We start from the raw sequence: 26,276 nt of genomic DNA, 5'->3' as shown, positions 1-26,276 counted from the left end.
AAAAAGGCGAGATGTATCACACTTCACCTTGGACACGAGGTGCCTGGGCATGGAGAAACGGTAACAGCAACAGTGCGGAGATCCCCGCGGCGATGGCAATCACCACAAAGAAACCATTCCAGTGCCAGATATCGATCACTCGCGCCAGCGGCCAACCGGAGAGCGAAGCTCCCAGATAGGCAAACAGGCCAACAAAACCGGTTGCCGCCCCTGCAGCTTCTTTGTGTGAGCACTCCGCCGCCGCCATGCCAATCAGCATCTGCGGGCCAAAAACAAAGAAACCGGTCGTGAAAAAGCAGGCCGCCTGCATCACATAACTGGCAAATGGCATCAGCCATAGCGACCCCACCGAAAGCAGGATCCCGGCAGCAAAAATCAGGTTCATTGGCCCCCGGTTGCCATTGAAGAGTTTGTCCGAACCCCAGCCAGCCACCAACGCCCCGATAAAGCCGCCCAGTTCAAACATGGTGACCGCCGAGTTGGCAGTGACCAGATCCACGCCGAGGGTTTCAGACATATACAGGTTACCCCAGTCATTGATCGCCGCGCGTACCACGTAAACCAGCACATAACATAGCGACAGCAACCAGATATAGGGGTTAGCCAGCACGTATTTATAGAGAATTTCCCGGCGGCTAAGCCCGGCACCTTCTTGCTGCTGAGCAATTTCCAACTCGTCGTGCCGCCAGTCTCCCACCGGCGGCAAACCCACGGTTTGCGGGCGATCGCGCAAACGCCAGCAGAGGAATATTCCGGCGCATATCGCCAAGGTACCAGCGATCATCATACCGGCACGCCAGCCGTAATGCAGCGCCACAGCACCGACCATAATGGGGATCAGCGCGCCGCCGACATTATGCGCGGTATTCCATAACGCCCACCAACCGCCACGCTCGGTCCGCGAGTACCAGGCGGTCAGCAAACGGGCGCAAACCGGCGATCCCCAGCCCTGGAAAAAGGCGTTCAATGCCCATAGCAGCGCAAATGCCCAAAGAGAGGTGGAGAAGCCAAACAGAATATTCATAACACCCGTGGCGATTAGCCCCAGCCCCATAAAATAGCGGGCGTTGGAATGGTCGCTGACAATGCCGGAGAAAAATTTCGACAAACCATAGGAAATATAAAACAGCGTCGCCAGCAGGCCAATATCAGTACGCGCCATTACGCCGCTGGCGATAATTTCCGGTGCCGCAGCATTAAAGCTTTTACGGGTGAAATAAAACAGCGCATAGCCTAGCCAAATGGTAACCAGAATATGTCGGCGCCAGTAACGATAACGCACGTCAATTTCCCCCTGATCACTGATTGGGGAGGGGTTGGCGGGCACTTGCAGAAAAGTAAACATGCTCATCCTTACTTGCTCAGGGGCAAACTGACGCTAACCCGCGTACCGTGAGTACAGGAGATGGCGAGGGTTCCGCCCAGTGCGGTTACTCGCTCACACATACCGGCCAGCCCAAAACCCTGCTGTTCGTAGCCTGTCGGCATGCCGCTACCATCATCTTCAATCACCAGCATCAGTCGTTGATCCTGCTGCCAGCCCTGGAGCGTTACCGCACTGGCGCTGGCATGTTTGACAATATTATTCAGTCCTTCCTGACAGACACGAAACAGCGTGACGCGCTGCCCTTCCGTCAGTTTCAGTTCATCGATTTGCCACTGCAGATGACTGACCACACCGCAGCTTTCCAGCTCCATTTCGCGCATCAGTGAACGAATTGCCTGTTCAAGGGAGAGATCGTCCAACTGTCTTGGCCGCAGCCTTCGCAACAGGCGACGCACGGAATCATAAATCCCCAGGGAGAGCTGCTCGATAAGCGCGCCCCCCTGCTTCGCCCCTTCGTTTCCCGCTGCCAGCCGTTGCACAATTCCTGCCTGAGTGCGGATTGCCGTAATGGTCTGTCCGATATCATCGTGCAACTCACGAGCTACTTCACGCCGCACACTCTCTTCGGTTTCCAGCAAACGTTCAGTCAGTCGGCGGTTGCGCGTCAGCTCGGTTTGCAACGACTGGTTCAGTTCGCGCAAACGTTGAATACCAGCCCCCAACAGCAGCCCGGTGAGGCTTTGGGCCAACAGCGAAAGCAGCAGATCTACCGGATGGTCGTGCCAGGTCTGGCTGGCGATCAGCGCAATAGCGTTCATCAGTGTGGCAATAAGCGCGCCCTGCCAGCCGTAATGCCAGGCCAGAGCAACGATAGGTAACGCCAGACAAAATGGCATAAAGCGGGAAAGCTCAACAGGAAGCGCCAGTTGTAGCCACAGGCTGATCACGAACAGCAGCAAATACCAGATCAGATGGCGGGCGCGCCAGTTCACCGGCTGTGATACCAGCGCAGGCCCCAGCGGTTGCCAGACCGTGCTGGTCAGATAGTGCCATATTACCAGGCAGGTCGGGGCCAGCGTCAGGCCACCGGTTAAGGTTAACAACAGGGCGTTGAATGTTTGCTGTCCCTGTCCGAACCATGGCAGCGATTGTAACAGCGCGGCAGCAACTAGCGCTCCGCCCTGATGCAGCAGGGTACGCCAGTCGCGCTGATGTCGATAACGGGAAGTCAATGCCACCGGCAGCAAGGTTAACAGGCTGCCAACCATCAATAACGGCAAATGTGCCAGTGCCACTTCCTGTCCCAGCCAGCCGAGCATTAGCCACTCCGCCGCGAGCAATACAGGCCAGTAAGCGCGCGGGCATTGCAACATCAACCCCAGGCGCAGACCGAAGGGGAACAGCAATGCCGCCAGTTCTGGCTGTTTAACCAGATGCAGACTGATACTCCACAGGCAAAACCACGCGGCAGAGAAGATAAAAAAGCTGGCAACTACGGCGATAAGCCGCGAGATAAAGGATTGCTTCACCATCCGTCAAACAGCTTCCTTGCCAGCTCGACATCATTGCTGACGCCCAGTTTTTCCAGCAGGTTGGCGCGATGAACGTGAACGGTCTTCGGGGAAAGTCCCAGCTCGCAGGCAATCTCTTTTACCGCCATGCCCTGTGCCAGTTTTTCTGCAACCTGACGTTCACGTCGGGTTAGCGGATCCTGGCGTCCGGCGGCCAGTTTGATGGCAATATCCGGCGTCAGATAACAGCCACCTGACGCCACGGTATGCACGGCGGCAATCAACTCGTCCGGGCTACAACGTTTAGACAAAAAACCGCGCGCCCCGGCATTCAATGCCTGCTCCACCAATGCCGGGCTGTCATGCACCGAAAGCATTATGGTCGCCAGGCCTTTTGGCAGTTGACTCAGTAATTCCAGTCCGGAAATATCCGGCATTGAGATATCGCAGATGCACACCTGCACCCCCCGCCCCGGCAACCCGGCCAGCGCGTCACGCCCACAGCCGAACTCAACCACGACCTGAAAATCCGGTTCCAGTCCCAATAACTGCGCAAAACCCGATCGGACAATAAGATGATCGTCAATAAGGGCAATGGTTATCATCATACTTTCCCTGTGAGATAAAAAAACGCGCCTACCTTAACGATAAGCGCGTTACTGTTCAAGCCGTAAGCAATGCGGGTATTGATCCGGGCAACCAGCGAGGATATCAGGATGCCAGAAAACATAAACCTCGCCGAAGCGAGGTTTATGTTTTCCGTTAGCAGAGCTGCCGCTACATCATCGGTTTGATATGTTGATCAATTAATAAGTTGGTTAGCTCGTCAATCGGAATTTTAGGACAGGAATCACAATAACCCACCAGGTACCAGTGTCCGTCCGCGCATTTTTCGGGGCTCACTTTATAGCTTTCATTGTGCCCCCGATAAAAATCGGCATCGTTCTGTGCACGTTTGCCTGAGTTATCACCGCGAAAAAAGAGTGAAAACTGCTGATTTTCGTCGATATGTTTCTGTCCATGGCGGCTTCCGCCCAGAAGTAAATAATGATATTCAGACATTATTTTCTCTTCTCCTCCCAATAAATTGAATGTTTTTAGCGTTTTTTCACCCGATGTTATAATCCCATCATTATTACCGCAGTTCCTTCACTTCTGCTGCGTCAATTAGTCCGGGTAAATATCAAAAAACAATCACTTTCAGGGGCGAAATAAACGAGCAATTTATCGGTCAGCCTGACTCTGCACCCCTTAAAAAAGTATAGATCAGATCACTCTTAAAAGCAGATTACCGCTCAAATATGTGATTAAAATCACGCTATATTTTGACCGTTTCACTTTGGCGCAGCAAGGTTGGCAAAGTGGATTTTTGCATTTTTAGCCGTCGTTGAAAGAAAAAACTGTCGTAAGATAAATTTATAACCACACCACGAGAAGGGGGCGAATAATGAGTGATTTTGCGCAACATACTTACGATGTACGCCTTGAGTGGGGAATGGCGGCAGTAGAGCATCTGGCGCAGGATGTCGACTGCATTGTAGTGATTGATGTGATCTCTTTTGCAACCTGTGTCAGCATTGCCGTAGACAGAGGCGCCATGCTGTTGCCTTATCCCTGGAAAGACCACTCAGCCAAAGAGTACGCACAGCAAAAAGGGGCCACAGTTGCCCATGCAGAGCGGCGCGTTGACGATGCTGAATTTTCTCTTTCGCCACAATCATTATTAACCTTGCCGGCAGACTACCGGCTGGTACTGCCCTCACCTAACGGCTCGGCCATTACCTTTAAAGCAAAAGAGACTGCAGCCACTATTTTCTGCGCCAGTCTGCGCAACCTACAGGCTACAGCGGCAGTCTGCCAGAAGTTTTCGCGTATTTTGCTGGTACCCTGTGGAGAGAGATGGCCGGATGGTAGCCTGCGCCCGGCACTGGAAGATTTAACTGCCGCCGGCGGTATTGCAGCCGGTTTGCGCGGCAAACAGCTGTCACCAGAAGCGCAGGCCGCCGCTGTGCTCTATCAACATTCTGACCTGTCCCGGCTTAAAGACTGCGGCTCTGCGCGAGAGTTGATCGGTCGGGGATTTGCCCGCGATGTCGACTTATGTTTACAACAAAATGTCAGCAGCCTGGCGTGCATACTGAAAAATGACGCTTTTATCGCTGCTGCTTGAGTGTGCGTTATGTAGCGGAGATCTTTATTTTAAAGCTGGCCAGAAAAGTAATAACGCGGACGGTAGAAATATAACAAGGGCAATAATGATCTCTTCGCCTGCACCATACCCTGCGCGGGTGATGCCGATGATCATATTTGCCAGCACAATGCCGAACCAAAAAATGGCGAGAGTAAAAGGCACCAGTCTCAACAGCATTGGATAGGGCTGAATAAGGGGGCTGATTAAAAACCGGTATGCAGCGCAGGTAAAAACCCCGACTAATAGAAATAACAATGTTCGCATAACTCTGGTCACCCGATTGCAAAATAGCCTGTTTGTTGTCAACACAGACCTGGAAAAAACTCCCGGCCAGCTTCTCGCGCCCTTCTCTGCGTAAGAATAAGGCCGAATGATGCGGATTAACAAGTCCCCCAGGACGATACGCAGGAGAAGCTCTCCGCTGTTTATCTGAATGAGTAAGTTAGGTGCTTTCAGCCATCCCTACTGAGTTCGATTGATATATTAGCGTTTATCTGAGAAGGATAAAGAGAGGGGATTGGATATGATAATTCCAATATTATTAATAATGGAATTATCACAAAGGGAAAGTTAAGCGTTATTTAGCTGCAAGCTACGCCAGGCAGAAGGCGTTTGGTTTTCCCAAAGTTTAAAAGCGCGAAAAAACGAACTCTGATCTTCGTAGCCAAGCAATAAAGCCACTTCCGTAAGATCAAGTTCAGGATCGGCCAGCAATTTATGAGCGCGCGTTCGCCGAACAGTCGACAGAAGGCTGTTGAAACTGGTTCCTTCTTCGCTGAGCCGGCGTTGTAACGTGCGCTCACTGACGCCCATCTCCCTGGATACGGCAGGAATATCAGGACGCCCGGCACTAAGTTGGCGGCCCAGTAACCAGCAGACCGTATCGCTAAATGAGTGTTGATGCTGGTGCTCAACAAGTTGCTGATCGAGGGCCGGTGCCAGCATTGCCAATAGTTCAGCGTTATAGGAAACAAAAGGACGATCCAAATCGGAACGATGCAAGTGCAGGCGATTATGTTGCGCCCCGACACGGACACGACAGCCAAACCAGGCTTCATGTAGCGAAACATCCATTGGGGTATGTCGCAGTTCAACCAGGCTGGCGTTGAGGGCGACGCCAGTGCCGCGCCGCACGATCTCCATCAAGGTTGCTAAACTGGCATCAACTAAAGGCGCAGGTTCAGCCTGTTCAGCGTAAAGCCAACTCAGTTCGATAAAGCATTGATTGTCTTCTTCTTCGAGGTGCAGTTGTTCAGGAATACACAACCTTTTGTAGCGTGCTATACGCAGTAGTGCATCACGAAAATCGCGCGCGTGATAAGCCGCCAGCAGGCTGGGTGGCAACTTCCCGGTGGGCAGTGCAGCAATCAATTTAAGACCGATGCTCGCATCTCCGCTAATATCAAATATCCCCTGCCAGATTGCAAAATACTGGCAGGTAGTGATAGCCCCGGGGTTGGTGAAAACCCCCAGGGGGAGTTGCGCCTGACGAAGTAGCGCAGATACGCTAATGCCCACATTTTCCAACCCGAGCCATAAGACTGCCGGGACTTTAATACGATCAGCAAAATTCTCGGTCATAAATAGGGCTCGGTGATTAATTTATAAAGCCTGCAGGCCGCCATCGATGGAAAGAACATGCCCTGTCACAAACAAAGACTCATCCGATAACAACCAGGCAATACCCTGGGCAATTTCCAGTGGCTCCCCGATGCGTTTAACCGGATGCATCGCTGCCACCGCTGCTTCGTCGAACTGCCCCAACGCGAACAACCCTTCAAGCAGTTCAGTGCGTACGCCGCCCGGTGCCACGACATTAATACGAATATTCCTGGCTGCATATTCCAGCGCGGCTGATTTGCTCATGCCTATAACGCCGAACTTGGTGGCGGCATAAGGACCAAACAGTGGTGAACCCTTAAGGCCGGCGATGGAGCTGATATTAACGATAGCACCGCTATCCTGCTGCAGCATTTGGCGAATTGCATATTTCATTACGTAATAGGTGCCCATCAGGTTGATGTCGACCATGGTTTTGAACACAGCGGTATCCGCATCGGCAAACAGTTTAGCCTCAAGAGAAACCGCAGCGCAATGTGCCAGCCAGTCAATCCGGCCATGCTCAGCCACTACATTATCGATCAGGCTGCGGACCGCCTCTTCATCGCTGACATCGCAACGAATAAACTGCGCCTGGCCGCCAGCGGCAAGAATCTCCTCTACAAGCTGATTGCCTTCTGGCACCCGACGGCCGCTGATAATCACCATGGCGTTTTTTGACGCAAGAAGTTTAGCAGTGGCTTTACCAATGCCGGAAGTTGCGCCGGTAACAAGGGCGATAGGATGATGCATAGTGGAGTACTCCTGTCTGGGATGAGATGTTCAGTCGTGCTGAACCAATATCCATCAGGTTACAGGCTTACTTTGTAGGGGTAAGTAACAAGGCGCGCCACTCTTATTGCATAACGCGCCAATTTTTATCAGCCAGATCGCTTTCTGGTCCAGCTATCATTCCAGAGGCAATACGCGGCTGATTTCCGGGCCATAACCGTTGACTGTCAGTTCACCATTTTTCAGCTCCACCATGGCAAACGGCAGGCGGTCCGCGCCGTCAACCATCCCTTTAAGGGTGATAAAGTCGGTGCTGCCAATACGGGTATAACCGCCCTGGTGATCGTGACCGGCAAAATAGGCCCGCACCTGGTAGCGGCAAAGCAAATCAATCAGGGTGTCACTATTCCACAGATTATGGCGATTAATAGGTGCCAGCGGAAAATGACCGAATACCAGAATGGTTTCTCCCTGCTCACGGGCCTGTTGCAGCGTTTGTTCTAACCATACGAGCTGCTGTTCCCCTACCGCGCCGTTCCAGCTTTGCGCCTGGGGTTGCTGTTGTGCACTAAGCCTGGTCAATATCGCCTCGGCCTGCTGGCGCTCATCGCCGTTGGCCGCGTTGCAATAAAGGCTAATATCGTTGCCATCAATAACAATAAAGCGATAACCAGGCTGACTAAACTGGTAATAGCTTTTTGGCAGCGGCAGCTTCGGATTGTGCGCCGCCAGATTGTCGCTGATCACTTGGGCATCATGATTGCCTATCACCACCGCATGGGGATGACGAAGCCGCTGATACAGCGGCAATAAGGTGGCAAAACTTGACCAGTCACGGTCGACCAGATCTCCCAGTGTCACCACAAACTCAAGGCGTAACTCATTGAGTTCACTAATCGCCTTATCCAGTTTGCCCAGGCTGTTACGGTAAAAGCACTGTTGCGATAAGTTAGCATCGGCGTCGGCATACTGCGGATCGGCAATCAAACCAAAACGTAGCGTGGTTTTGGAATGTGGCAGATTGGCCAACTGCGGCGGTGAATAGAGGGCGCTAACCGGCCCTAATGCGTGACACTGTAACGAAGTTAATGGAAGCGTCATAGCCTGACTCCTGCTTAGCGAATACCTGCGCGCATAAAGGATTGCACAAACTGGCGTTGAAACAGTAAAAACAATAGTAACAGCGGTAATGAGGTCATCAGTGTCGCTGCGCCAATAAGCGCCCACTGTATCCCCTGTTCCGGCGCGGAAAACAGCTGCAAGCCGACGGTCAAAGGACGCACCTTGACTGAATCGGTGATCACCAGCGGCCAGAGAAAATCGTTCCAGTGAAAACTAATGGAAACCAGCGCAAAGGCCACATAGATAGGTTTTGCCAGCGGAATATAGATACGCCGCAAGATATAAAACCGGCTTGCCCCTTCAACAATTGCCGCTTCTTCCAGTACCAGCGGAATACTTTTAAAGGTCTGGCGCAGCAGGAAAATAGCAAAGGCCGAGGCAAAATAGGGCAGCGCAATACCCAGCAAACTGTCGCGTAATCCCAGCGCGCCAATGGTCTGGTAATTTTTAAGGATCAACACATCGGGGCTGATCATCAATTGCAGCAAAATCAGGGCAAAAATTATCCCCGCCCCGCGCAGGCGAAAACGCACCAGCGCATAGGCTGCCAGGGTCGCCAATATCAACTGGCAGACCACAATCATCAATACCAGTAGCGTGGTATTGAGAAAATAGCGGCCAAAGGGTGCCGCTTGCCAGGCATGAACAAAGTTCTCTAAGGTCAAGGGGGCAAACAACCTAAAACTCCCCTGCTCTGCGGCGGGATGAATGGCCGCCCAGACTGCAACCAGAATGGGCAAGAACCATAGCAGCGCCGCCAGACACAGTGTCAGATTCAGACCTGCGCGGCCAAAGGAGAACGCGGCTGGCGGTGCCACTGTTATTGTCGACTTCATTGGTAATGTGCTCGCTTATCCAGTAAATGAAATTTAACCAATGCAATTGAGGCGAGGATCACCAGCAATACGGTGGTCATTGCCGAGGCATAAGGCAGATCCCAAAAACTGAACGCCGTGCGATAGATATAAAACAGTAACAAACTGGTGCTGTTATCCGGCCCGCCGTTGGTCATGGCGATCACCTGATCGACAATGCGAAAGGCATTCATCGACGCATTGATCAAAATAAACAGGGTTGTTGGCATCAATAACGGCCACTGTATTTTACGAAAGAAGTAGTGCCGTGAGGCCCCTTCTATCTCCGCAGCTTCCGCCAGTCGCGGGTCAATTTGTTGCAGGGCGGCGAGATAAAAAATCATAAAAAATCCGGCTTCGCGCCATACCGATACCGCCATCAGGCTATAAAGCGCGGTATGGGGATCCCCCAGCCAGTTAACCGCAGGCAGTGAGAATATCGATAATAATTTATTTAACAGACCCAGTTGCGGGGTGTAGAAAAACAGCCAAAGATTGGCAATGGCCACCATCGGCAATAGTGACGGGATAAAAAATGCCGAACGGATCAGCGCATTACCCCGCACTCGGCGGTTAACCCCCAGCGCCATCAGCAACGCCAGCCCTACCGCCAACGGAATAGTGATTAACGCATAGAGTAAATTGTTGCGCAGTGACAGCAGAAAGGTGTCGTCATCCAATAACGCCCGGTAATTATCCAGCCCGACAAACTGGGCTGGATGTCCATTTCGCGCCGCACTGAATACGCTCTGCCAAAGGGTTGCCAACGCCGGATAGTGGGTAAAAAGCAGCAGAAAACCCACCGCCGGTAAAACCAGCAAATACCCGTAAACTTGCAGCGACACCGTTTTGCCGGGTGCCGTCGGTGCCAGAGAATAGAGCGTACTCATAGCGGCATCCGTTATTGGTAAGGTTTTAACAGGCGATCGGCCTGTTGCTGAGCCGCTGACAACGCCTGCTCAGGGGTTTTGCTCTGCGTTACCGCAGCCTCGACGGCATGGTTTAGCAGTTCCTGAATTTGTACACTGTTATAGGTCGACAGCTCAGGCTGGGAATATTTTAACTGCTCACGCGCCACCAGTGCCTGTGGTACCTGTTGCACATAAGTTTTCATGGCATCCGTCTCCCAGGCCGCAGGCGAGGTTGCGACATAACCGGTAGCAATGCTCCAGCGAGCTGCCTGCTCAGGTGCCGATACCCAGCGAATAAACTCCATCGCTGCCTTTTGCTGTTCCGGGCTGGCATTTTTAAACACATACAGGTTACCGCCGCCGGTCGGGCTGCCGCGCTGAGTCTTCTCCGGCAGCATGGCGACGCCAAACGGGAACTTGGCGTTGTCATGGACGGTGGTCAAGTTGCCGGTAGTAGTGACCATCATGGCAGTTTTACCGTCGATAAAATCTTGCGGTGTCGTTCCCCAGGCAATCGCACCTTTGGGAGAAACGCCCTCTTTTTGTGCCAGGTCGGTCAGCCATTGCAGGGCTTCGACGTTAGCTGCCGTATTAAAGGTTACCGCCGTGCCTTTGCCGTTATCCAGGTGACTGCCGTTGGTGGCTGCGATCCCCTGAAAGTTCCAGTAACCGTTTGGCGTCGACGGGATCTCAATGCCCCACTGTTTAACGTCGCTACCTTCACGCATTACCAGCTTTTTGCCGAACTCCACCACCTGCTGCCAGTTTTGCGGCGCGCTTTCGCCGTTTAATCCGGCTTTTTCGAAGGCCTGTTTGTTCCAGTACAGCACCACCGTTGAACGCTGGAACGGAATACTCCACACCTTGTTCTGGATATGACGAATAAACGCCGGATAGAAACCATCGATCCAGGCTTTACCGGCAGCATCGTTGGCGAGATCACTGACCGGGACAATGGCACCGGCATCAATCAACGAATAGGCTTCAATATCGCCAATCACCGCCATTTGTGGCGCATTACCGCCGCGAAATGCGGTTAATGCCTTGGTCACTGTGGTTGCGTAGTCGCCGGTATACACCGGTTGAATGCTGATATCCGGATGGGTTTTCTCAAAATCCGCCACCAGACTCTCAACGGTATGGCTGATTTTACCGCCCACCGCGATGGGGTAATACATTTGCAGCTTGACGGCATCAGCGGCAAAAGCCGACGTAGCCGAGACTAAAACCAGCGCAGCAGCCAGACGTGACAAGCGAATTGCAACAGACATATTGTTCCCTTCAGCAATGGAGAGTTATAGGTAAAAGATGGTTTGCATAGCCATTATCATTTTAAAAATCGGTACTCAGGCGGGGGTCACACGGCCAGCCGGTTGGTCATCGTCAGAATATTTTCACCAAAGTGGCGGCAGCGTTTGCCGCTGCTGGTTGAGAAAAAATATTGCGCCGCTGGCGACCATTGCAGTCCTATCTGGCTGCCTTCGGCCATTGATTTCATACCGGGGATTTTTACCGTGATGGTCGCCGGAGTTTGCGCCAGGCGGCAGACTACCAGGGTATCTGCGCCCATATATTCCAGACTGATCACTTCACCGTGCAGCGATGCATTTTCTACGGCACAGAGCTGAATATCTTCGGCACGCAGACCCAGGCTAAGCGCCTGATCTGCGGCATTCTCCAGTAGCGGCAACGTCATATCGGCCAGATAATGCTGACGCCCTTCCGCGCGTAGCGGCAGGATATTCATTGGCGGCGCACCGATAAACTGGGCGGTAAACACGCTCGATGGGTTGTTGTATAAGTTGTCGGGAGTATCTTGCTGCTCAATGGCACCGTCATTAAGCAGAATAATTCGGTCAGCCATACTCATGGCTTCGGTCTGATCGTGGGTAACGTAAATCATGGTCAGCCCAAGTTTTTTTTGCAGCGCGCGGATCTCGCGACGCATACTTTGCCGCAGTTTGGCATCGAGGTTGGATAAGGGCTCATCCATCAGACAGAGTTTGTTATTGGCGATCACCGCACGGCCCAACGCCACCCGCTGTTGCTGGCCACCGGAAAGCTGAGACGGCAGGCGATCCAGCAAAGTTTCCAGCTCCATCAATTTGGCCACGTCAGCCAGACGCGGCGCAAATTGGCGCTTGTCTTCGCCCCTGGCGCGCAGGCCAAACAGCAAATTTTCTCGGACGCTCAAATGCGGAAAAAGAGCATAGGACTGGAATACCATGGATAACTTACGCTGCGATGGTGAGAGTCGGCTGACATCCTGCTGCTGAAAATAGATGGCACCGCTATCAGCAAATTCCAGACCGGCCAGGGTACGCAGCATGGTCGATTTGCCACAGCCCGAGGGGCCGAGCAAGGCGATAAACTCCCCTTCCTGCACATCAAAACTGATGTCATTTAGGGCGATTTTTTCGCCCCAGGCCTTGCTGATACGATGAAGTGATAAATAGCTCATAAGCGCTGCGCATCTTTGCAGTGAGTGATGGCCATAAATTAACGAGCTTGTATGTACTTTTTATTAACAGAATATGACGCTTGCACGATGGCCGGAGGCTTGGGTACTGGCAGACCGCGGCCAGCATGCGCTTTATGTAAAACAATTATTGCCGCCATGGACGTAACCTCAGGCGATTTTCCCGCAAATCGATAATACGTGCGGCATTCGCCTTCAACTCGCCGCGTGATAGCACCAGACGCCAGGTGTTTTGGCTGAGATCCGGGGACTGAAAAAAACCCACCACGGCGATAAATTGTGCCTCGGCATGCAAGGGCATCTGTACGCTAAGCTCACGTCCCGGCAGAAATGCCTGTTTTTTATCATTAGGCTGACTTCTGCGCGAGGCTTTATAGGCATCTGAAAGCGAGTTATTAAGGGCTAAAAAGCGATATAGAAGAGAAAAAAGGGCAAAAGAGAGTGGGATGGAAAAATATGGCGATCGCAACCTTCGGTCGCTACAAAAGAAAAACCCCACATAATAATGCGGGGTTCTTTAGCAGTCTGAATCCACGCCGTAGCGTGGATTTCGTTCAGGACTCAAGGGAACAGGGTAACGGCGATTAAGGTTGTTCAATCCACAAGGTTTGTGGATTGGTAAACTCACGGAGACCAAAGTGGGAAAGTTCGCGACCAAAACCGCTTTTCTTAACACCACCAATAGGCACACGCGGATCGGAAAAACTCGGGCTGTTAATAAAAACACCGCCGGTATAGATCTGCAATGCCAGCTTACGAGCCTTCTCGATATCGCGACTCCACAGGCTGCCGCCCAAGCCAAACTCGGAGTCATTAGCCAGACGTATTGCCTCGGCAGCATCCTGTACTTCAATCAACGAGGCGACCGGACCAAACAGCTCCTGGGTAAAACTGGTCATACCGGCTTTAACATTAGTTAACACCGTCGGCGCATAGTAATTACCCTCACCGGCTATTTTCTCGCCGCCAAGCAGCAAGGTTGCCCCTTCTGCCAGCGTGGCCTGTACCTGTTGGTGTAATTCTTCGCGCAGATCGTATCTGGCCATCGGCCCGATATAGGTGGCGGTTTCACGCGGATCGCCGATTTTTAGCGCCTTGACGGCAGCGACAAATTTCTCGGTGAACGCCGCCAGCACTGGCGCTTCAACCAGAATACGTTTGGCGGCAATACAGATCTGCCCATTATTGACAAAGCGACCGGCAATGGCACCTTTAACCGCAGCATCGAGATCGGCGTCGGCCAGCACAATAAAGGCATCGCTTCCACCCAGCTCCATAACGCATTTTTTCAATGCGGCACCGGCCATGGCGGCAATAGCAGCCCCGGCACGCACACTGCCGGTCACGGTGATCGCCGCAATGCGTGCGTCCTGAATACTGGTTGCCACTGCTGCATTGTCGGCATTAATCACCGCAAACAAACCTGCAGGCGCACCGGCAGCGCTAATAATCTCCTGCAATAACCAGGCGCAGCCCATGACATTTGGAGCGGGTTTTAACAGATAGCTGTTACCCGCCAGGATAATCGGCACCGCACCGCGCATCACCTGCCAGACCGGAAAATTCCACGGCATTACCGATAACACCGGCCCCAACGGCAGATAATTGACCCAGGCCTTGTTATCCGGCACCAGAGTTGGCTCAGGGTCGAGCATCGCCGGTCCGTGTTCGGCGTACCACTCACACAGGCTGGCGCTTTTTTCCACTTCGGCCAGACCCTGGCTGATCGGTTTGCCCATCTCCAGCGTCATCATCTCCGCCAGTGCGTTGGCATTTTTTCTTAAACCGGCGGCAATGCTGATTAACAGTGCAGTGCGCGCAGGCAAGGCGCTGTTCTTCCAGCGACTAAACGCCTCGGCAGTTTGTTGCAGTGCGCTTTCCAGTTGGTCTGCACTGGCAAAAGGGTAATGTTTAATGATTTCGCCGCTGGTCGGATTGCGGGAAAAAGCCCCTGTCGGGGTAGCAACTGATTGGGTCATGGATATTCTCTCGTTGGCGGCAAAAAATTGTCGGCACCCTGCAGGTGCATCGCTTGTCTGTAGAAAATCCTATGCTTGTTAAACCTTTTTTTAAAATGAATAATAAAGAAAATAACTGTCTCAATTCGAGAATACCTATGGACCTGACTCAACTGGAAGTCTTTGCCACCGTAGCCGCCGAAGGCAGCGTCACCGCGGCCGCCGAGAAGCTGCACCGCGTTCCTTCCAATATCTCTACCCGCATCAGACAGTTGGAAGAGGAGTTGGGCACCTTGCTGTTTCATCGTGAAAAGCTCAGGCTGCATATTTCCGATCAGGGGAAAACTTTTCTCAGCTATGCCCTGCGTATTTTGGCACTGGCGGAAGAAGCAAAACAGAGTGTTTCCGGTCAACGACCGATGGGTATTTTCACCCTCGGATCGATAGAAAGTACCGCTGCCGTCAGGATCCCGCCGGTATTGGCCCGTTATCATCAGGCCTACCCCAGCGTGGAGCTGGATCTCTCCACCGGTCCTTCCGGCGATATGATTGAGGGAATGCTTAGCGGAAGATTTAGTGCCGCCTTTGTCGATGGTCCCCCACGACATCCGGAGCTTGATGGTGTGGCGGTATTTGATGAGGAGATGGTATTGATTGCGGCACTTAACCATGCGCCTATTCAACGCGCACAAGATATTTCAGGTGCCACCATTTATGCCTTTCGCGCCAACTGCGCCTATCGGCGTCTGTTTGAAAACTGGTTTGCCGAGGATCAGGCGGTTCCGGGAAAAATTTATGAGATGGAGTCCTATCACGGCATTTTAGCCTGCGTGACCGCCGGTGCCGGTCTGGCGCTGATCCCGGCCAGCATGCTGGAGAATATGCCGGGAAAAACCGGCGTACATGCTTATCCACTGGCTAACGAAATGGGAAAATTGCAGATTTGGTTGATGTGGCGTAAGGGGCAGACTTCCGCCAATTTGCAGGCCATGGTCAGTCTGCTGGCAGAAGCGCATTAATTATCTGCCCGGCGAGAGAACACCGTCGCTCACTGGGGTGCAGAGTTACAGCCCGCAGGCTTAAGCACACGTTGGGTCGATGCCGGGTTGTTAACCAATTTATTTATAGGCCTTCGCGGACGTGCCACTAACTCGCCACCACAGTTGGGACACAGCCCGCCCAGGGTGGTTTCTGCACAAGAGACACAGAATGTGCATTCAAACGAACAAATTCTCGCCTCACTTGAAGTCGGTGGCAGATCTTTGTCACAACACTCACAGTTTGGTCTTAGTTCGAGCATACTTATGTCTCCTCTCATAGATGGCCGCGCCAGCCTCCCGAATTATTGCACTTCCTCATGGAAAGCGGCGGTTCTCATCTTCCAGTAGGCAGAAGTGCGGATTGCGTTCTGATCATGACCTTTATCATCAATAAAAATCGTGCGCAACGATTTAATGATACTGGCCTCGGCGGCGCACCAGACAAACCCTTCACCGGCGGGCAAGGCAAAAGACTGCGCCCAGTCAATAAGTTGTTCTGCCGTGTCAACCCAGATGATGTCCACCTGAGCGCGGGAGTCAAAAGCCCGGCGATCGCGCACATCGTGGGCCAGTGCCACCAGGGTCACCTTGGCTTGCGCCGGCAATTCTTCCATACGGCGCGACATGGCGGGAAACGCCGTTTCATCACCAATCAACAGGTGCCAGGCATAATCGACGGGTATCACACGGGAGCCGCGCGGTCCGGCGATCATCGCCTGATCTCCCGCTTTGACATTTTCAGCCCACTGGTTGGCGGGCCCCTCGCCGTGCATGGCAAATTCAATCACCAGCTCTTTTTTCTTATTATCATAAGAGCGCGGCGTGTAATCGCGCATTACCGGCTCAGCTGCCTGGGGATTAACAATAAATTTTATGTGGTCATCAAAAGAAGCGCTGATAAAATCAGCCAGCGTGTCGCCACTCAAGGTAATGCGCTTAAAGTGTGGACTGATGGTTTCGACGCTGACCACATCCAGGGTACGCCTTTTGATTTCATGGCGAATAAGTTGCACACGGCTGGTTGTTTCGTTATTGGTCATAGCTAAAAGATTCCCTTTGGTTGATAATATCAACAATCTACCGAAAACCAGGAGACATTGTCAACTAATGACTAACTCGCATAACGATGATGTGATGTGGTTAATGCATATGATTATGCATCGCTATCGGGCCAGACAATTTGAGCAATTGCGTGACGGCCCGTACAACATCACCCATATGGATGGCAAAGTGCTGGCCTATCTGGGGCGTAATCCTGGCGCCAGCCAGGGCGATCTGGCGCGTTTCATGGAGCGGGATAAAGCGCAAATGGCGCGTTTAATCAAGGGATTGCGTGATAAAGACCTGCTGACCAGCGAACCAGACGCGGACGATCGCCGGATTGTCCGTTTAACCCTGACTGCGCGCGGGGCAGGCATCAAAACCGAGATGCAGCAACAGGGTAAACACTTGTCGCAACTGGCTCTAAACGGACTCAATGTCGAGGAGCAGCAGCAATTACTGGCTCTGGTACGTCGCGTTTATGATAATTTCGAGCAGGTGTGAGCCGCACGTCTGACGAATATGTCGCAGTTTTGCTATCTATTCAGGCGTTTGATTTCCCCTCAGCCACACTAAAATAACTAAAGTAGCAGATATCGCATTATTTTCTGCCCCCAGGCATCTCTTATAAAGGGTCTTTTTTGCGTGGCAAAATTATTTTTACGCAGCGGTAGTTTGGATGATCTCCTGGCATTGGGCGAAAATGGGCAAGCAGTTTATGCCTCAGCCCTTCAGCTTCGGGAAACATTACGCCTTCGGAAAAAGCAGCATATTGCTGACTGTCTGGCTATCCCCCAACCAAATGAACAAGGCGACCGCCTTGACTGGTATGCTCCCGTCGAGGGCAAAGTCACCTCCTGGGCAACCAGTAGTCATAGCGAACGTCAGCAGGCACTGCGTCAACTCGAAGCCTGTCAGACGGAGGTCAGCCAGATCGTCAGTCGGGCGCAGGCTTCGGAAAAATCTTCGCAAAAACTGTTTGGCGCTCTGCTGTCAAAAGCCATTCAGTTCCCCGATCAGAACTATGTCTATTTGGTGGGCGGACAACCGGTACTGACCTTTTGGGGATTCGTCAAACTCGATAAAAAATCGCGCGGCGATGCCCTGGAGGCGCTGCGGCCAACGCAGGACGACGTGGAACCTATCCGCCCGCGTTCAAAAATCGAACTGTCGGCACCGCTAATTTCTCGCCCGGTGGCACCCGCCAAAGCAGCGGAAAAACCGGCAGCGAAACCGATGGAACCCGCTACCGCCAGCAGCGAAACGCCGCCGGTACTGGCGGCCCCTGGCGCAACCCCACGCCGCGGACGTTCGCTGTGGTTATTACCTGCCGCTGCCCTGGCCATTGCCCTGGTCAGCGCTGTCGCGTTGCACAATTATTCTCCGAGTCCAAAACTGGCAGAAGTCAAACCTGCCCCGCAGGTAAATAACGATATCGTTAAAGCACCAGCTCCGGCAGCGATCGCCGTCGCACAGCCGCCAGTAGCAGAACCGGCACCGGTCGCCGCACCGACATTACCGGTGGCGCAAGCAGCAGTCATCCCTGCGCCTGCCGTACCGGCAGAAAAAACCGCGCCACCGGCTCCAGTAGCGATTGCCAAAAATGCCCTGGTGTTACCTGCCGATGAAGTGAAAATTGGTTCTATCAAGTTTCTTGATGGTAACTGGCGGGTAACGGTGGACAGCAAGGACCCATTGTTTGGCAAACCCCCAATGTTTAAATATCAGATTAAAGATGGTATCGGGTTCGCCAAAATCACCTACAGCAGCGGTGTCAACTGTCGGGTACCGGTAACTGCCGGGCTGATGAAATCAGGTAACCTGGTGATTAATACCAAGAGCAAGGCGCGGTGCAGCGATGATACCCGTTATCAAATGCCTCAAATCGTCTGTAGTCAGGATGCGACCGGCGCGGCGGTATGTAATGGCCGCTTTAATAATGACAGCGTCTACCCGATGACGATAAAGCGCGAGAGTAAATGACCATGCTGGCGACAATCACCGACTATAAGCAAAAAATCACGCTGATTCAGAACAGCGGCATCCAGTTTTTGGATTTTGCCTTAAAACCGCAAATTGACAGCCAACTGGCCAATAAATTTGTGCGCAAAAGCGCCAATGGTCCCTTGCTGCGTCTGGCCCTCAATGAGGAAAACGGCAAGTATTCCTTGCCCGGTATCGCTGGCGGCGCACCAGAAATCGTCAAACCCGAGTTTAGTTTTACGCTGGCACAGTCTCTGCATTTGCTTGACCAAATCTGGCTACCGGTACCTTTTTTCCGTTTTAATGCCCCGCGCACCTTTATGACCGGCCCGGATAACTGGGCTCGCGTACAAGTGCTGGCGCTGGATAAACCGGATAACGACGGCAATACCCACCGTATCTGCCTGGCATTCGATACCAAGGTGTACCCAGAAGGTCAGGACAATGAGTCGCTGGCTCCCAATGAAAATGATATCAAAACCGGCCTCAGCTTTGCGCTGGCCTGGCACAATGAAGAATTGGTCGATTTTCTCGATGCTACCTGGGTAGACGGCTGGCTGCGCGAGGTGTTTAGCCAGCAGGCGATGCAGCGTGAAGATCGTTCAGCGAAAACCGTAAAAGATGCGCTGAAAGAGTTTGAATACCAGGCGCACTATCTCAATCTGCTGGAAATGCTCGGTCTGCAGCTCGGGGTGCCGGAAATCAAATTGATCACCAGTACGCTGCAAGAACCGGCGGTCAACGTCGATTTTATTCTCGATGTCGGCAACTCGCATACCTGCGGCATTTTGGTGGAAGATCATCTCGACGAGAATAACGGCCTGAAGCAGACCTATGAGCTGCAACTGCGCGATATGAGCCAGCCGCATCTGCTGTATAACGAGCTATTTGAAAGTCGCGTGGAATTTTCGGCGGTGAAGTTTGGCAAGCAGAACTTCTCGGTAGAAAGCGGCCGCGAAGACGCCTTTGTCTGGCCATCAATCACCCGCGTTGGCCGTGAAGCCACGCGCATTGCGCTGCATCGTGAAGGCAGCGAAGGCTCGACCGGCATCTCCAGCCCGCGCCGTTATTTGTGGGACGAAGAAAGCTATGCCCCCGGCTGGCGTTTCAGCCATTCGGCAACGCAGCACACCGAGTCCCCGGCGACTGCTATGCCGTTGACCAATCTGTTTAACGACGAAGGCGAACCGCTATATAAAGTGGCGCTTGACGAGCGTTTACCGGTATTTTCGCCGCACTATAGTCGCAGTTCAGTGATGACCTTTATGCTCTCCGAACTGCTGGCTCAGGCGTTAATGCAGATCAACAGCGCGGCGCAGCGTCTGAAAATGACCCACTGCAATGCCCCGCGCCAGTTGCGTAATATTATTCTGACCCTGCCTTCGGCCATGCCAAAACCGGAACGCGAGATCTTTCGGCGCAGAATGCACGAAGCCATTGGCATTGTCTGGAAAGCGCTCGGCTGGCACCCGGCTGACGACGATTTTCTTAGCGCCGCCGACAAAAGCAACAGCCTGATCCCGGTTCCCGATGTGCAAATGGAATGGGACGAAGCCACCTGCGGACAAATGGTCTATCTGTATAACGAAAGTCAGGTTAACTTTGCCGGCCGTACGGAAGAGTTTTTTGCCAGTCAGGCCCGCCCTGATAAAGAACTGGCTCCCGGTGAGAGCGTGGGTAAAACCCTGCGCGTGGCGTCGATCGATATTGGCGGTGGCACTACCGATTTGGCCATCACTCAATATTGGCTGGACGACGGTGTCGGCAGCAACGTTAAAATCACCCCGCGCCTGCTGTTCCGCGAAGGCTTCAAAGTAGCCGGTGACGATATTCTGCTGGATGTGATCCAGCTGTACGTCCTGCCATCGCTGCAGGCGGCGTTAAAAAAAGCCGGTCTGGCCAATCCCGATACCCTGATGACCCGCCTGTTTGGCAGCGAAGGTCGTCTCGACGGCCAATCGACCCTGCGCCAACAGGTTACGCTACAAATTTTTATGCCCATTGCCCAGGCGATTCTGGAAACCTACGAAGGCTATGATCCTCTCGATGCCAGTGCAGAAATCGAAGCCAGCTTTGGCGAACTGCTCTTGCAATCACCGACCAAAAAGGTGATCGAGCATATCAATAGCGAAGTCCAGCGCGAGCTGCACGGTCAAGATACGCTGTTTGATATTCTGCAAGTGCCGATGGTGCTCAAGTTGGCAAAACTGCATGCCGAATTCTTGTCTAATCGCATGAGTATCACCCAGCATCTGCGTTCGCTGTGCGAAGTGGTGTCGCTCTATTCTTGCGATGTGTTGCTGCTTACCGGACGTCCTTCGCGTTTCCCCGGTATTCAGGCGCTGTTCCGCTATCTGCAACCTTTGCCAATTAACCGTATTCTGTCGCTGGATGGCTATCACACCAGCGACTGGTATCCGTTTAACAAACAGGGGCGCATCGAGAACCCGAAATCCACGGCGGCGGTTGGCGGTATGCTCTGTCTGCTGGCGCTGGATTTACGTCTCTCCGGCTTCTATTTCAAATCCGGCGACTTCCAGCCCTATTCGACTATTAACTATCTCGGCAAGCTGGATGCCCAGCAAAGCCTGTCCAATGACGATGTCTACTACAGCGATATTGATCTCGACAGCAAAGGCTTTGAACTGGACAAGAAAAACAGTTTCCAGATGCGTGGCTCGCTTAGCCTCGGCTTCCGTCAGTTGGACAATGACCGCTGGCCAGCGTCACCGCTGTATACCCTGTCGATTGTCGATCATGAACTGGCGCGTAAAGTCGCCGGCGATCATACGCTGCGCGTCAAACTGGCGCTGATTAAAGGTGAGGATAACCAAAGCCCGGAACGTTTTACCATTGCCGAAGCGACGCTTAACGACGGCAGCCGGGTACCCACTCACCACTTGCGACTGAAATTAAACACGCTGGGCAATAATGGCACCGGTGCAACCCATTACTGGATCGACAGCGGGAGCGTATTTAAAAAATGAAATCCCTGACCCCGAAACCAGCCGGTACCCCCCTGTCGACACACCTGGCACGGGTACAGCAAGGTATTGAGCAGGCACTTGCCTGGATAGACAATACTCGGCAAAGCGCGACATTACTGGATCTGGAGGCCGACAGCCTGTCGGTCAGACTGCGCCGCTGTGCCAGCCGCACCGCTTATCTTGCCGCCACGGCGCAAAAACCGCTGACCCTCGGATTCTATGGCCAGTCCCGCGAAGGCAAATCCTATTTGATTAATGCACTGGCAACCGATGCCAGCGGCAAGGTTCAGGCGCGACTGGGGGGCAGAACCCTTGACTGTGCGGCAGAGATCAATCTGACACCCCACGCCAACAGTCTGACGCAACATCTGGTCACGCGTTTTACCCATCAGCCAGTTAGCGAGGATAAAGAATTTCCGCTGCATATTTCGCTGCTGGCAGAAGTAGACCTGGGTCGCCTGATCGCCAATCTGTTTTTACAACAGACTGCCGAGCTCGGGAAACCGCTGGCGCTGGATGAAGCGCAAGTGATCGAACACGTCAAAAACCTGCATATGCTGCGTCAGTCAGGCAACGTAGCCGGGATGACCGCCAACGAGGTGGTAGATTTTCAGCAACATATGGCCCGCCACGACCGTCGCCGTCACCGCGTGCTGGCCACCCACTTCTGGCCCGCAGCTATTGAGCTGGCTCCTTCACTGAATATCGAAGAGCGGGCACGCCTGTTCTCGGTACTGTGGAATGAGCAACCGGCGTTCACCCAGGCCTATCGTCACTACGCCGAGGTGCTGCAACATCTGAGCAATGCTCCCGAACTGCTGGCCCCGGTCGCCCTGCTTAACGCCGTTGATCGCGACAGCGAATGGCTGGTATTGCCAATGCAAGACGGGCATAGCGGCAAGGCGGTGTCGCTGACTCTGGATGAGATCACCCTGCTCGGCACAGAATTATGCGTGCCGTTGCACACCCTGACCCGCGAATTTGCCTTCGAGACCGTCGACCTGCTAAATATCCCGGGCTACCGGGTGGCAGATCCGGCGGAAAATCTGCCTTTCGACGAACAGATCCACAACAGCAAACGCAGCTATTTGCTGGAATATTATACCGAGAAACAGGCAATCAATTTGCTGCTGGTTTGCACCGCAGCACGCGCCCGCCGTGACGCCAAGGCCATTGGTAACCTGCTCGACTATTGGGTCAAGCAGACGCAAGGCGAGAATGCGCAAATCCGCAGTCGACGTAAACCTGGTTTGATTTGGGTGCTAACCCCTTTCGATCAGCGTCTGGCAAAAGCACAATATTTTGATGAAGCGGTACAGCGTTATGTCGGCAATCCCGGCGACAGCTGGGGCTCGCTGCTGGCCAGCGACGCCCGCGGCCTGGAACGGATGGTCACCTATCTTATCAGTGAGATCGGCCGTGAAATAAAACGCGAAAGGCTCGATGAGCAACTGCATGAAATTCAGCGTGAATTAACGGATAACCTGCTCGGCAGTTGGGCACAGGCACCGACCGCTGAAGATCCGCAACACAAACAGCGCATTTCCGAAACGCTGCTCAAGGCATTGCAAAGCCGCACCGGTGTTCACGGTGAACTCCTGGAGCGTCTGTTACCTTCAAGGGAAGAGTTGCGTCGGCTTTATCTGCAACAGCAGACACCGCATAGCGCCACGCCTCATGACAGCCCGGCTTTCGAGATTGCCGATCCTTTTGGACTTAATCTGAATATCGATCTGTTTAGCGAGATGAACGCCGAAGAAAACCTGCCGACGGAAAACGATATTGCCACCAAACTGCGTAACCAGACCGATTATGCCTTAAACGTGCAGCGTTACTGGATCAATCATCTGCGTAATCTGCCGGAAAATGCCCCGCTGATTGAACTGCTGGGGGTGGGTAAAGCAACGGTGGAACTGCTGGTCGCCGAGATGATCACCGCCGCCTATCGTCTGGGTATTGAGCAATCACTGGCGCAGGTATTGGGTGAAACGGAAACTAATCTGGCGGAAAGAGAAAGTGCCGCCGATCGTCAGGTTTCGCGGGTACTTAGTGTGCTGGGTGACTTTGTCGCCTGGCTGGGATTTCTTCATGTACCGGAAGCACAGCGTCCACTTAGCCGCGTCAATCGGGGTGCGAAAATCTTCAGTCAACCGGCCAAACAGGAACTCTCCTGGGGTGCCGCACAGCGACTGACCAAGCTGGCGGCCACGCCAACCAATACCACGGCCTTTTATATCTATGACTGGTTAGTGGGACTTAATGAAATGATTGTGCAAAATGCCGGATACTCCGCCTCGCGCGAGATCAGCGACGCGCAGCGCAAGGCGTTGGGTAAGGTGATGGCGATGTTCCGTTAACTGAGCAGATAAATAAAAAAACCTATGACTGGATCTCAGTCATAGGCTCCACAATTGGGAGAACAACACATTCGACAAGATCGGGGAGATCTCAACAACAATACTGCCTACTTCAGGAGAAAATTCATGTGCCCGGTTGCTTATTAGCACAGCTCATTCCAATAGCTGCGACGTAATAAGCGCTGATATTGACTACTTCTGGCGATACCAGGCAGGGTCAATATTACCAAATTCAATACCATATAAAGATCCTGTTACAAGAAGCGAATCCAGCATTTGTGAACTGTCGGCTGTGCTCTGCGAAAAAAATGTCGCCGAACATAGACGTTTTATTTCTTGCCACAAGGTGTTGATTGACAATTTTTTAGCCATCATGCACTCCTTATTTCAGTTGGCGACGGTTGTCACCCCTTGAGTATCAGTAAAACAATAAAACCGAATAAAAGAAAATAACCCTTTGTGCATTAGTTATCGACAATTCGCATAGCGCAGCCACTAAAGGTTTATTCACGACGCAAACGACGAGAAATCACATTGCCCAGGGACTGCAACCCCTGTACCACCACAATCAGCACCAGCGCCGTCGAGACAGTGGCAAAGGTATCAAACCGTTGATAGCCATAGGTGATCGCCAGATCGCCGATACCGCCGCCGCCCACAGTACCCGCCATTGCCGTCGCGCCAATCAGGCCTATGGTGGCGGTGGTTAGTGCCAATACCAGCGAAGCCAGGGCCTCCGGCAAGAGAAAATGCCAAATCGCCTGCAGCGGTGTTGCCCCCATCGACCTGGCCGCCTCGATAATGCCGGGATTGATCTCCAGTAATGAACTTTCCACCAGACGGGCGATATAAGGCGCGATAAAAATAATCAGCGGCACAATGGCACCGGTCGTACCGATGGTGGTATGCACAATAAAGCGGGTAAAGGGAATAATAGAAATCAGTAAAATAATAAAAGGCAAGGAGCGGATGATATTAATAATCGGGTTGATTAGCGCATAGAAAAAACGATGATTAACCAAACCTCCGGGACGGGTGATCACCATAATAATCCCTAAAGGTACGCCAAGTAAGGAGCCAAGAAAAAGCGAGATGCTGACCATAATCAGCGTGTCTTTCATCGCGGTGACAAATTGCTCCAGTGTAATAGCGGTTTCAAACATTATGGCAACTCCTCTACCCGCACACCGGTGCTTTGTAAATAAGTGATAGCCTGAAGTAATAAGCTTTCATCACCGGTCAGTTGGATAATCATAAAACCCAGTACGGTATCTTGTATTTCCGACATGCTGGCAAACAAGATATTGAATTCGACAGCAAAGCGTTTAAACATTTGATGGATCACCGGCTGCCCCGCTGTTTCGCCGACAAATTCCAGACGATAACGGCGCACCTGCTGCTGATGTGGTGACGGGCGGACAATAGTGGCAGGCAGGCTGTCGCGTACCAGCGTACGCACAAAATTCAGCGTGGTGGCATGCTGTGGATGGCCAAATACCGACAGCACCTCACCTTGCTCGACGATGCGTCCCTGCTCCATAACCGCCACTTTATTGCAGATCTTCTGGATCACCGACATTTCATGGGTGATCACCACCAGAGTCAGGTTATATTGCTGGCTGATGCGCTTGAGTAGCAGCAAAATTTGTGTCGTGGTTTGCGGATCCAGAGCCGAGGTGGCTTCGTCGCAGAGTAAAATAGAAGGATTGGTAGCCAGCGCGCGAGCAATGCCTACACGCTGTTTTTGACCACCAGAAAGTTCAGAGGGATAGCTGCCTGCGCGGTCGGCCAGACCGACAAACTCCAGCAGTTCGCTAACACGAGCGGCAATAAAGCTCTTGCTTTTGCCGGCGAGGATCAGCGGGATAGCGACATTCTTCCAGACAGTTTTTGACTCCAGTAAGTTAAAGCCTTGGAAAATCATACCAATATCTTTTTTTATCTCTCTTAGCTGTTTTGCCGTAAACTCGCTTAACACTTTGCCGTTAATGATCACTTTGCCAGCCGTCGGCGTTTCCAGCGCATTGATCAGTCGTACCAGCGTGCTTTTCCCTGCCCCGCTATAACCAATAATGCCGTAAATATCCCCTTGTTCAATTTTTAAATTGATATTATTTAAAGCCTGGGTGGTTTTGCCCTTACGTTGAAAATGCTTGTCAACGTTTTGTATCTCTATCATTGCCC

Annotated in this window: 25 protein-coding genes; 6 read left to right on the top strand and 19 right to left on the bottom strand. The window is 52.6% G+C overall.

The features are described 5' to 3' along the window. Positions 1-16: 16 nt before the first annotated feature. The 4 genes from uhpC to GW590_RS20825 form a co-directional block, all read right to left on the bottom strand. The gene (gene uhpC, locus GW590_RS20840; RefSeq protein ID WP_169405003.1) at positions 17-1,345 is read right to left on the bottom strand and encodes an MFS transporter; all 1,329 of its coding nucleotides are present in this window, start codon (positions 1,343-1,345) and stop codon (positions 17-19) included. Positions 1,346-1,353: 8 nt separating this feature from the next. Next, positions 1,354-2,859, bottom strand: coding sequence for a signal transduction histidine-protein kinase/phosphatase UhpB (uhpB, locus tag GW590_RS20835; protein WP_169405002.1), 1,506 nt, complete (start codon positions 2,857-2,859; stop codon positions 1,354-1,356). Then, a complete protein-coding gene (gene uhpA, locus GW590_RS20830; RefSeq protein WP_169405075.1) occupies positions 2,853-3,443 on the bottom strand; it encodes a transcriptional regulator UhpA in 591 nt (196 codons plus the stop codon). The genes uhpB and uhpA overlap by 7 nt, the downstream gene beginning before the upstream one ends. A 172-nt stretch (positions 3,444-3,615) precedes the next feature. Then, on the bottom strand, positions 3,616-3,900 hold the full coding sequence (locus GW590_RS20825) for a hypothetical protein (protein WP_169405001.1): 285 nt from the start codon (positions 3,898-3,900) through the stop codon (positions 3,616-3,618). 385 nt (positions 3,901-4,285) lie between these two features. Between GW590_RS20825 and GW590_RS20820 the strand changes: the two genes are divergently transcribed. Further along, the gene (locus GW590_RS20820; protein ID WP_169405000.1) at positions 4,286-5,008 is read left to right on the top strand and encodes a 2-phosphosulfolactate phosphatase; all 723 of its coding nucleotides are present in this window, start codon (positions 4,286-4,288) and stop codon (positions 5,006-5,008) included. A gap of 24 nt (positions 5,009-5,032) precedes the next feature. Here the strand turns inward: GW590_RS20820 and GW590_RS20815 are convergent, their stop codons facing one another. The 10 genes from GW590_RS20815 to GW590_RS20770 form a co-directional block, all read right to left on the bottom strand. After that, positions 5,033-5,293, bottom strand: a complete 261-nt coding sequence (locus tag GW590_RS20815) for a hypothetical protein (RefSeq protein WP_169404999.1) — start codon at positions 5,291-5,293, stop codon at positions 5,033-5,035. 306 nt (positions 5,294-5,599) lie between these two features. Further along, the gene (locus tag GW590_RS20810) at positions 5,600-6,610 is read right to left on the bottom strand and encodes an AraC family transcriptional regulator (protein ID WP_169404998.1); all 1,011 of its coding nucleotides are present in this window, start codon (positions 6,608-6,610) and stop codon (positions 5,600-5,602) included. 21 nt (positions 6,611-6,631) lie between these two features. Beyond that, a complete protein-coding gene (locus GW590_RS20805; RefSeq protein WP_169404997.1) occupies positions 6,632-7,381 on the bottom strand; it encodes an SDR family NAD(P)-dependent oxidoreductase in 750 nt (249 codons plus the stop codon). Between the two features lie 156 nt (positions 7,382-7,537). After that, positions 7,538-8,461 carry a metallophosphoesterase gene (locus GW590_RS20800; protein ID WP_169404996.1) on the bottom strand — a complete coding sequence of 308 codons (924 nt, stop codon included), beginning with the start codon at positions 8,459-8,461 and terminating at the stop codon, positions 7,538-7,540. 14 nt (positions 8,462-8,475) lie between these two features. Continuing rightward, positions 8,476-9,318 (bottom strand): carbohydrate ABC transporter permease, encoded by an 843-nt coding sequence (locus GW590_RS20795; RefSeq protein ID WP_169404995.1) that lies wholly within the window; start codon positions 9,316-9,318, stop codon positions 8,476-8,478. Further along, positions 9,315-10,226, bottom strand: coding sequence for a carbohydrate ABC transporter permease (locus GW590_RS20790; protein ID WP_169404994.1), 912 nt, complete (start codon positions 10,224-10,226; stop codon positions 9,315-9,317). The genes GW590_RS20795 and GW590_RS20790 overlap by 4 nt, the downstream gene beginning before the upstream one ends. An 11-nt stretch (positions 10,227-10,237) precedes the next feature. Continuing rightward, the gene (locus tag GW590_RS20785; protein WP_169404993.1) at positions 10,238-11,518 is read right to left on the bottom strand and encodes an ABC transporter substrate-binding protein; all 1,281 of its coding nucleotides are present in this window, start codon (positions 11,516-11,518) and stop codon (positions 10,238-10,240) included. Positions 11,519-11,604: 86 nt separating this feature from the next. Continuing rightward, the gene (locus GW590_RS20780) at positions 11,605-12,708 is read right to left on the bottom strand and encodes an ABC transporter ATP-binding protein (RefSeq protein WP_169404992.1); all 1,104 of its coding nucleotides are present in this window, start codon (positions 12,706-12,708) and stop codon (positions 11,605-11,607) included. A gap of 145 nt (positions 12,709-12,853) precedes the next feature. Beyond that, positions 12,854-13,195, bottom strand: coding sequence for a type VI secretion lipoprotein TssJ (locus GW590_RS20775; RefSeq protein ID WP_169404991.1), 342 nt, complete (start codon positions 13,193-13,195; stop codon positions 12,854-12,856). Positions 13,196-13,310: 115 nt separating this feature from the next. Further along, positions 13,311-14,705 carry an NAD-dependent succinate-semialdehyde dehydrogenase gene (locus GW590_RS20770; protein ID WP_169404990.1) on the bottom strand — a complete coding sequence of 465 codons (1,395 nt, stop codon included), beginning with the start codon at positions 14,703-14,705 and terminating at the stop codon, positions 13,311-13,313. Positions 14,706-14,842: 137 nt separating this feature from the next. Between GW590_RS20770 and ptrR the strand changes: the two genes are divergently transcribed. Continuing rightward, positions 14,843-15,703, top strand: coding sequence for a putrescine utilization regulator PtrR (gene ptrR, locus GW590_RS20765; RefSeq protein WP_169404989.1), 861 nt, complete (start codon positions 14,843-14,845; stop codon positions 15,701-15,703). Between the two features lie 29 nt (positions 15,704-15,732). On the opposite strand, the gene GW590_RS20760 is transcribed toward ptrR, so the two are convergent. Together GW590_RS20760 and GW590_RS20755 are read right to left on the bottom strand one after the other, a co-directional pair. Then, positions 15,733-15,984 (bottom strand): DUF1272 domain-containing protein, encoded by a 252-nt coding sequence (locus tag GW590_RS20760; protein WP_169404988.1) that lies wholly within the window; start codon positions 15,982-15,984, stop codon positions 15,733-15,735. A 42-nt stretch (positions 15,985-16,026) separates the two neighbouring features. Beyond that, the gene (locus GW590_RS20755; RefSeq protein ID WP_169404987.1) at positions 16,027-16,764 is read right to left on the bottom strand and encodes a siderophore-interacting protein; all 738 of its coding nucleotides are present in this window, start codon (positions 16,762-16,764) and stop codon (positions 16,027-16,029) included. A 67-nt stretch (positions 16,765-16,831) separates the two neighbouring features. On the opposite strand from GW590_RS20755, the gene GW590_RS20750 reads away from it, so the two are divergent. The 4 genes from GW590_RS20750 to GW590_RS20735 all read left to right on the top strand — a co-directional run bounded on the left by GW590_RS20750 (position 16,832) and on the right by GW590_RS20735 (position 24,092). Next, on the top strand, positions 16,832-17,269 hold the full coding sequence (locus GW590_RS20750) for a MarR family winged helix-turn-helix transcriptional regulator (protein WP_169404986.1): 438 nt from the start codon (positions 16,832-16,834) through the stop codon (positions 17,267-17,269). 141 nt (positions 17,270-17,410) lie between these two features. Continuing rightward, entirely contained in the window at positions 17,411-18,748 is a 1,338-nt protein-coding gene (locus GW590_RS20745; RefSeq protein WP_169404985.1) for an SrfA family protein, read from the top strand. Between the two features lie 2 nt (positions 18,749-18,750). After that, positions 18,751-21,735 carry a virulence factor SrfB gene (locus tag GW590_RS20740; RefSeq protein WP_169404984.1) on the top strand — a complete coding sequence of 995 codons (2,985 nt, stop codon included), beginning with the start codon at positions 18,751-18,753 and terminating at the stop codon, positions 21,733-21,735. Next, complete coding sequence (locus tag GW590_RS20735; protein WP_169404983.1) at positions 21,732-24,092, top strand: virulence factor SrfC family protein; 2,361 nt, start codon at positions 21,732-21,734, stop codon at positions 24,090-24,092. The genes GW590_RS20740 and GW590_RS20735 overlap by 4 nt, the downstream gene beginning before the upstream one ends. Positions 24,093-24,284: 192 nt before the next feature. Here the strand turns inward: GW590_RS20735 and GW590_RS20730 are convergent, their stop codons facing one another. The 3 genes from GW590_RS20730 to GW590_RS20720 all read right to left on the bottom strand — a co-directional run bounded on the left by GW590_RS20730 (position 24,285) and on the right by GW590_RS20720 (position 26,271). Next, a complete protein-coding gene (locus GW590_RS20730) occupies positions 24,285-24,467 on the bottom strand; it encodes a hypothetical protein (RefSeq protein ID WP_169404982.1) in 183 nt (60 codons plus the stop codon). A 128-nt stretch (positions 24,468-24,595) separates the two neighbouring features. Next, the gene (locus GW590_RS20725) at positions 24,596-25,255 is read right to left on the bottom strand and encodes a methionine ABC transporter permease (protein WP_169404981.1); all 660 of its coding nucleotides are present in this window, start codon (positions 25,253-25,255) and stop codon (positions 24,596-24,598) included. Next, positions 25,255-26,271 (bottom strand): methionine ABC transporter ATP-binding protein, encoded by a 1,017-nt coding sequence (locus tag GW590_RS20720; protein WP_169404980.1) that lies wholly within the window; start codon positions 26,269-26,271, stop codon positions 25,255-25,257. The genes GW590_RS20725 and GW590_RS20720 overlap by 1 nt, the downstream gene beginning before the upstream one ends. Between the last annotated feature and the right edge of the window lie 5 nt (positions 26,272-26,276).

The sequence above is a fragment of the Rouxiella aceris genome (assembly GCF_012933545.1).
GTDB classification, from domain to species: domain Bacteria; phylum Pseudomonadota; class Gammaproteobacteria; order Enterobacterales; family Enterobacteriaceae; genus Rouxiella; species Rouxiella aceris.
The sequence above is the reverse complement of the archived record's forward strand: the minus strand, read 5'-3'. Positions and strand labels throughout refer to the sequence as shown.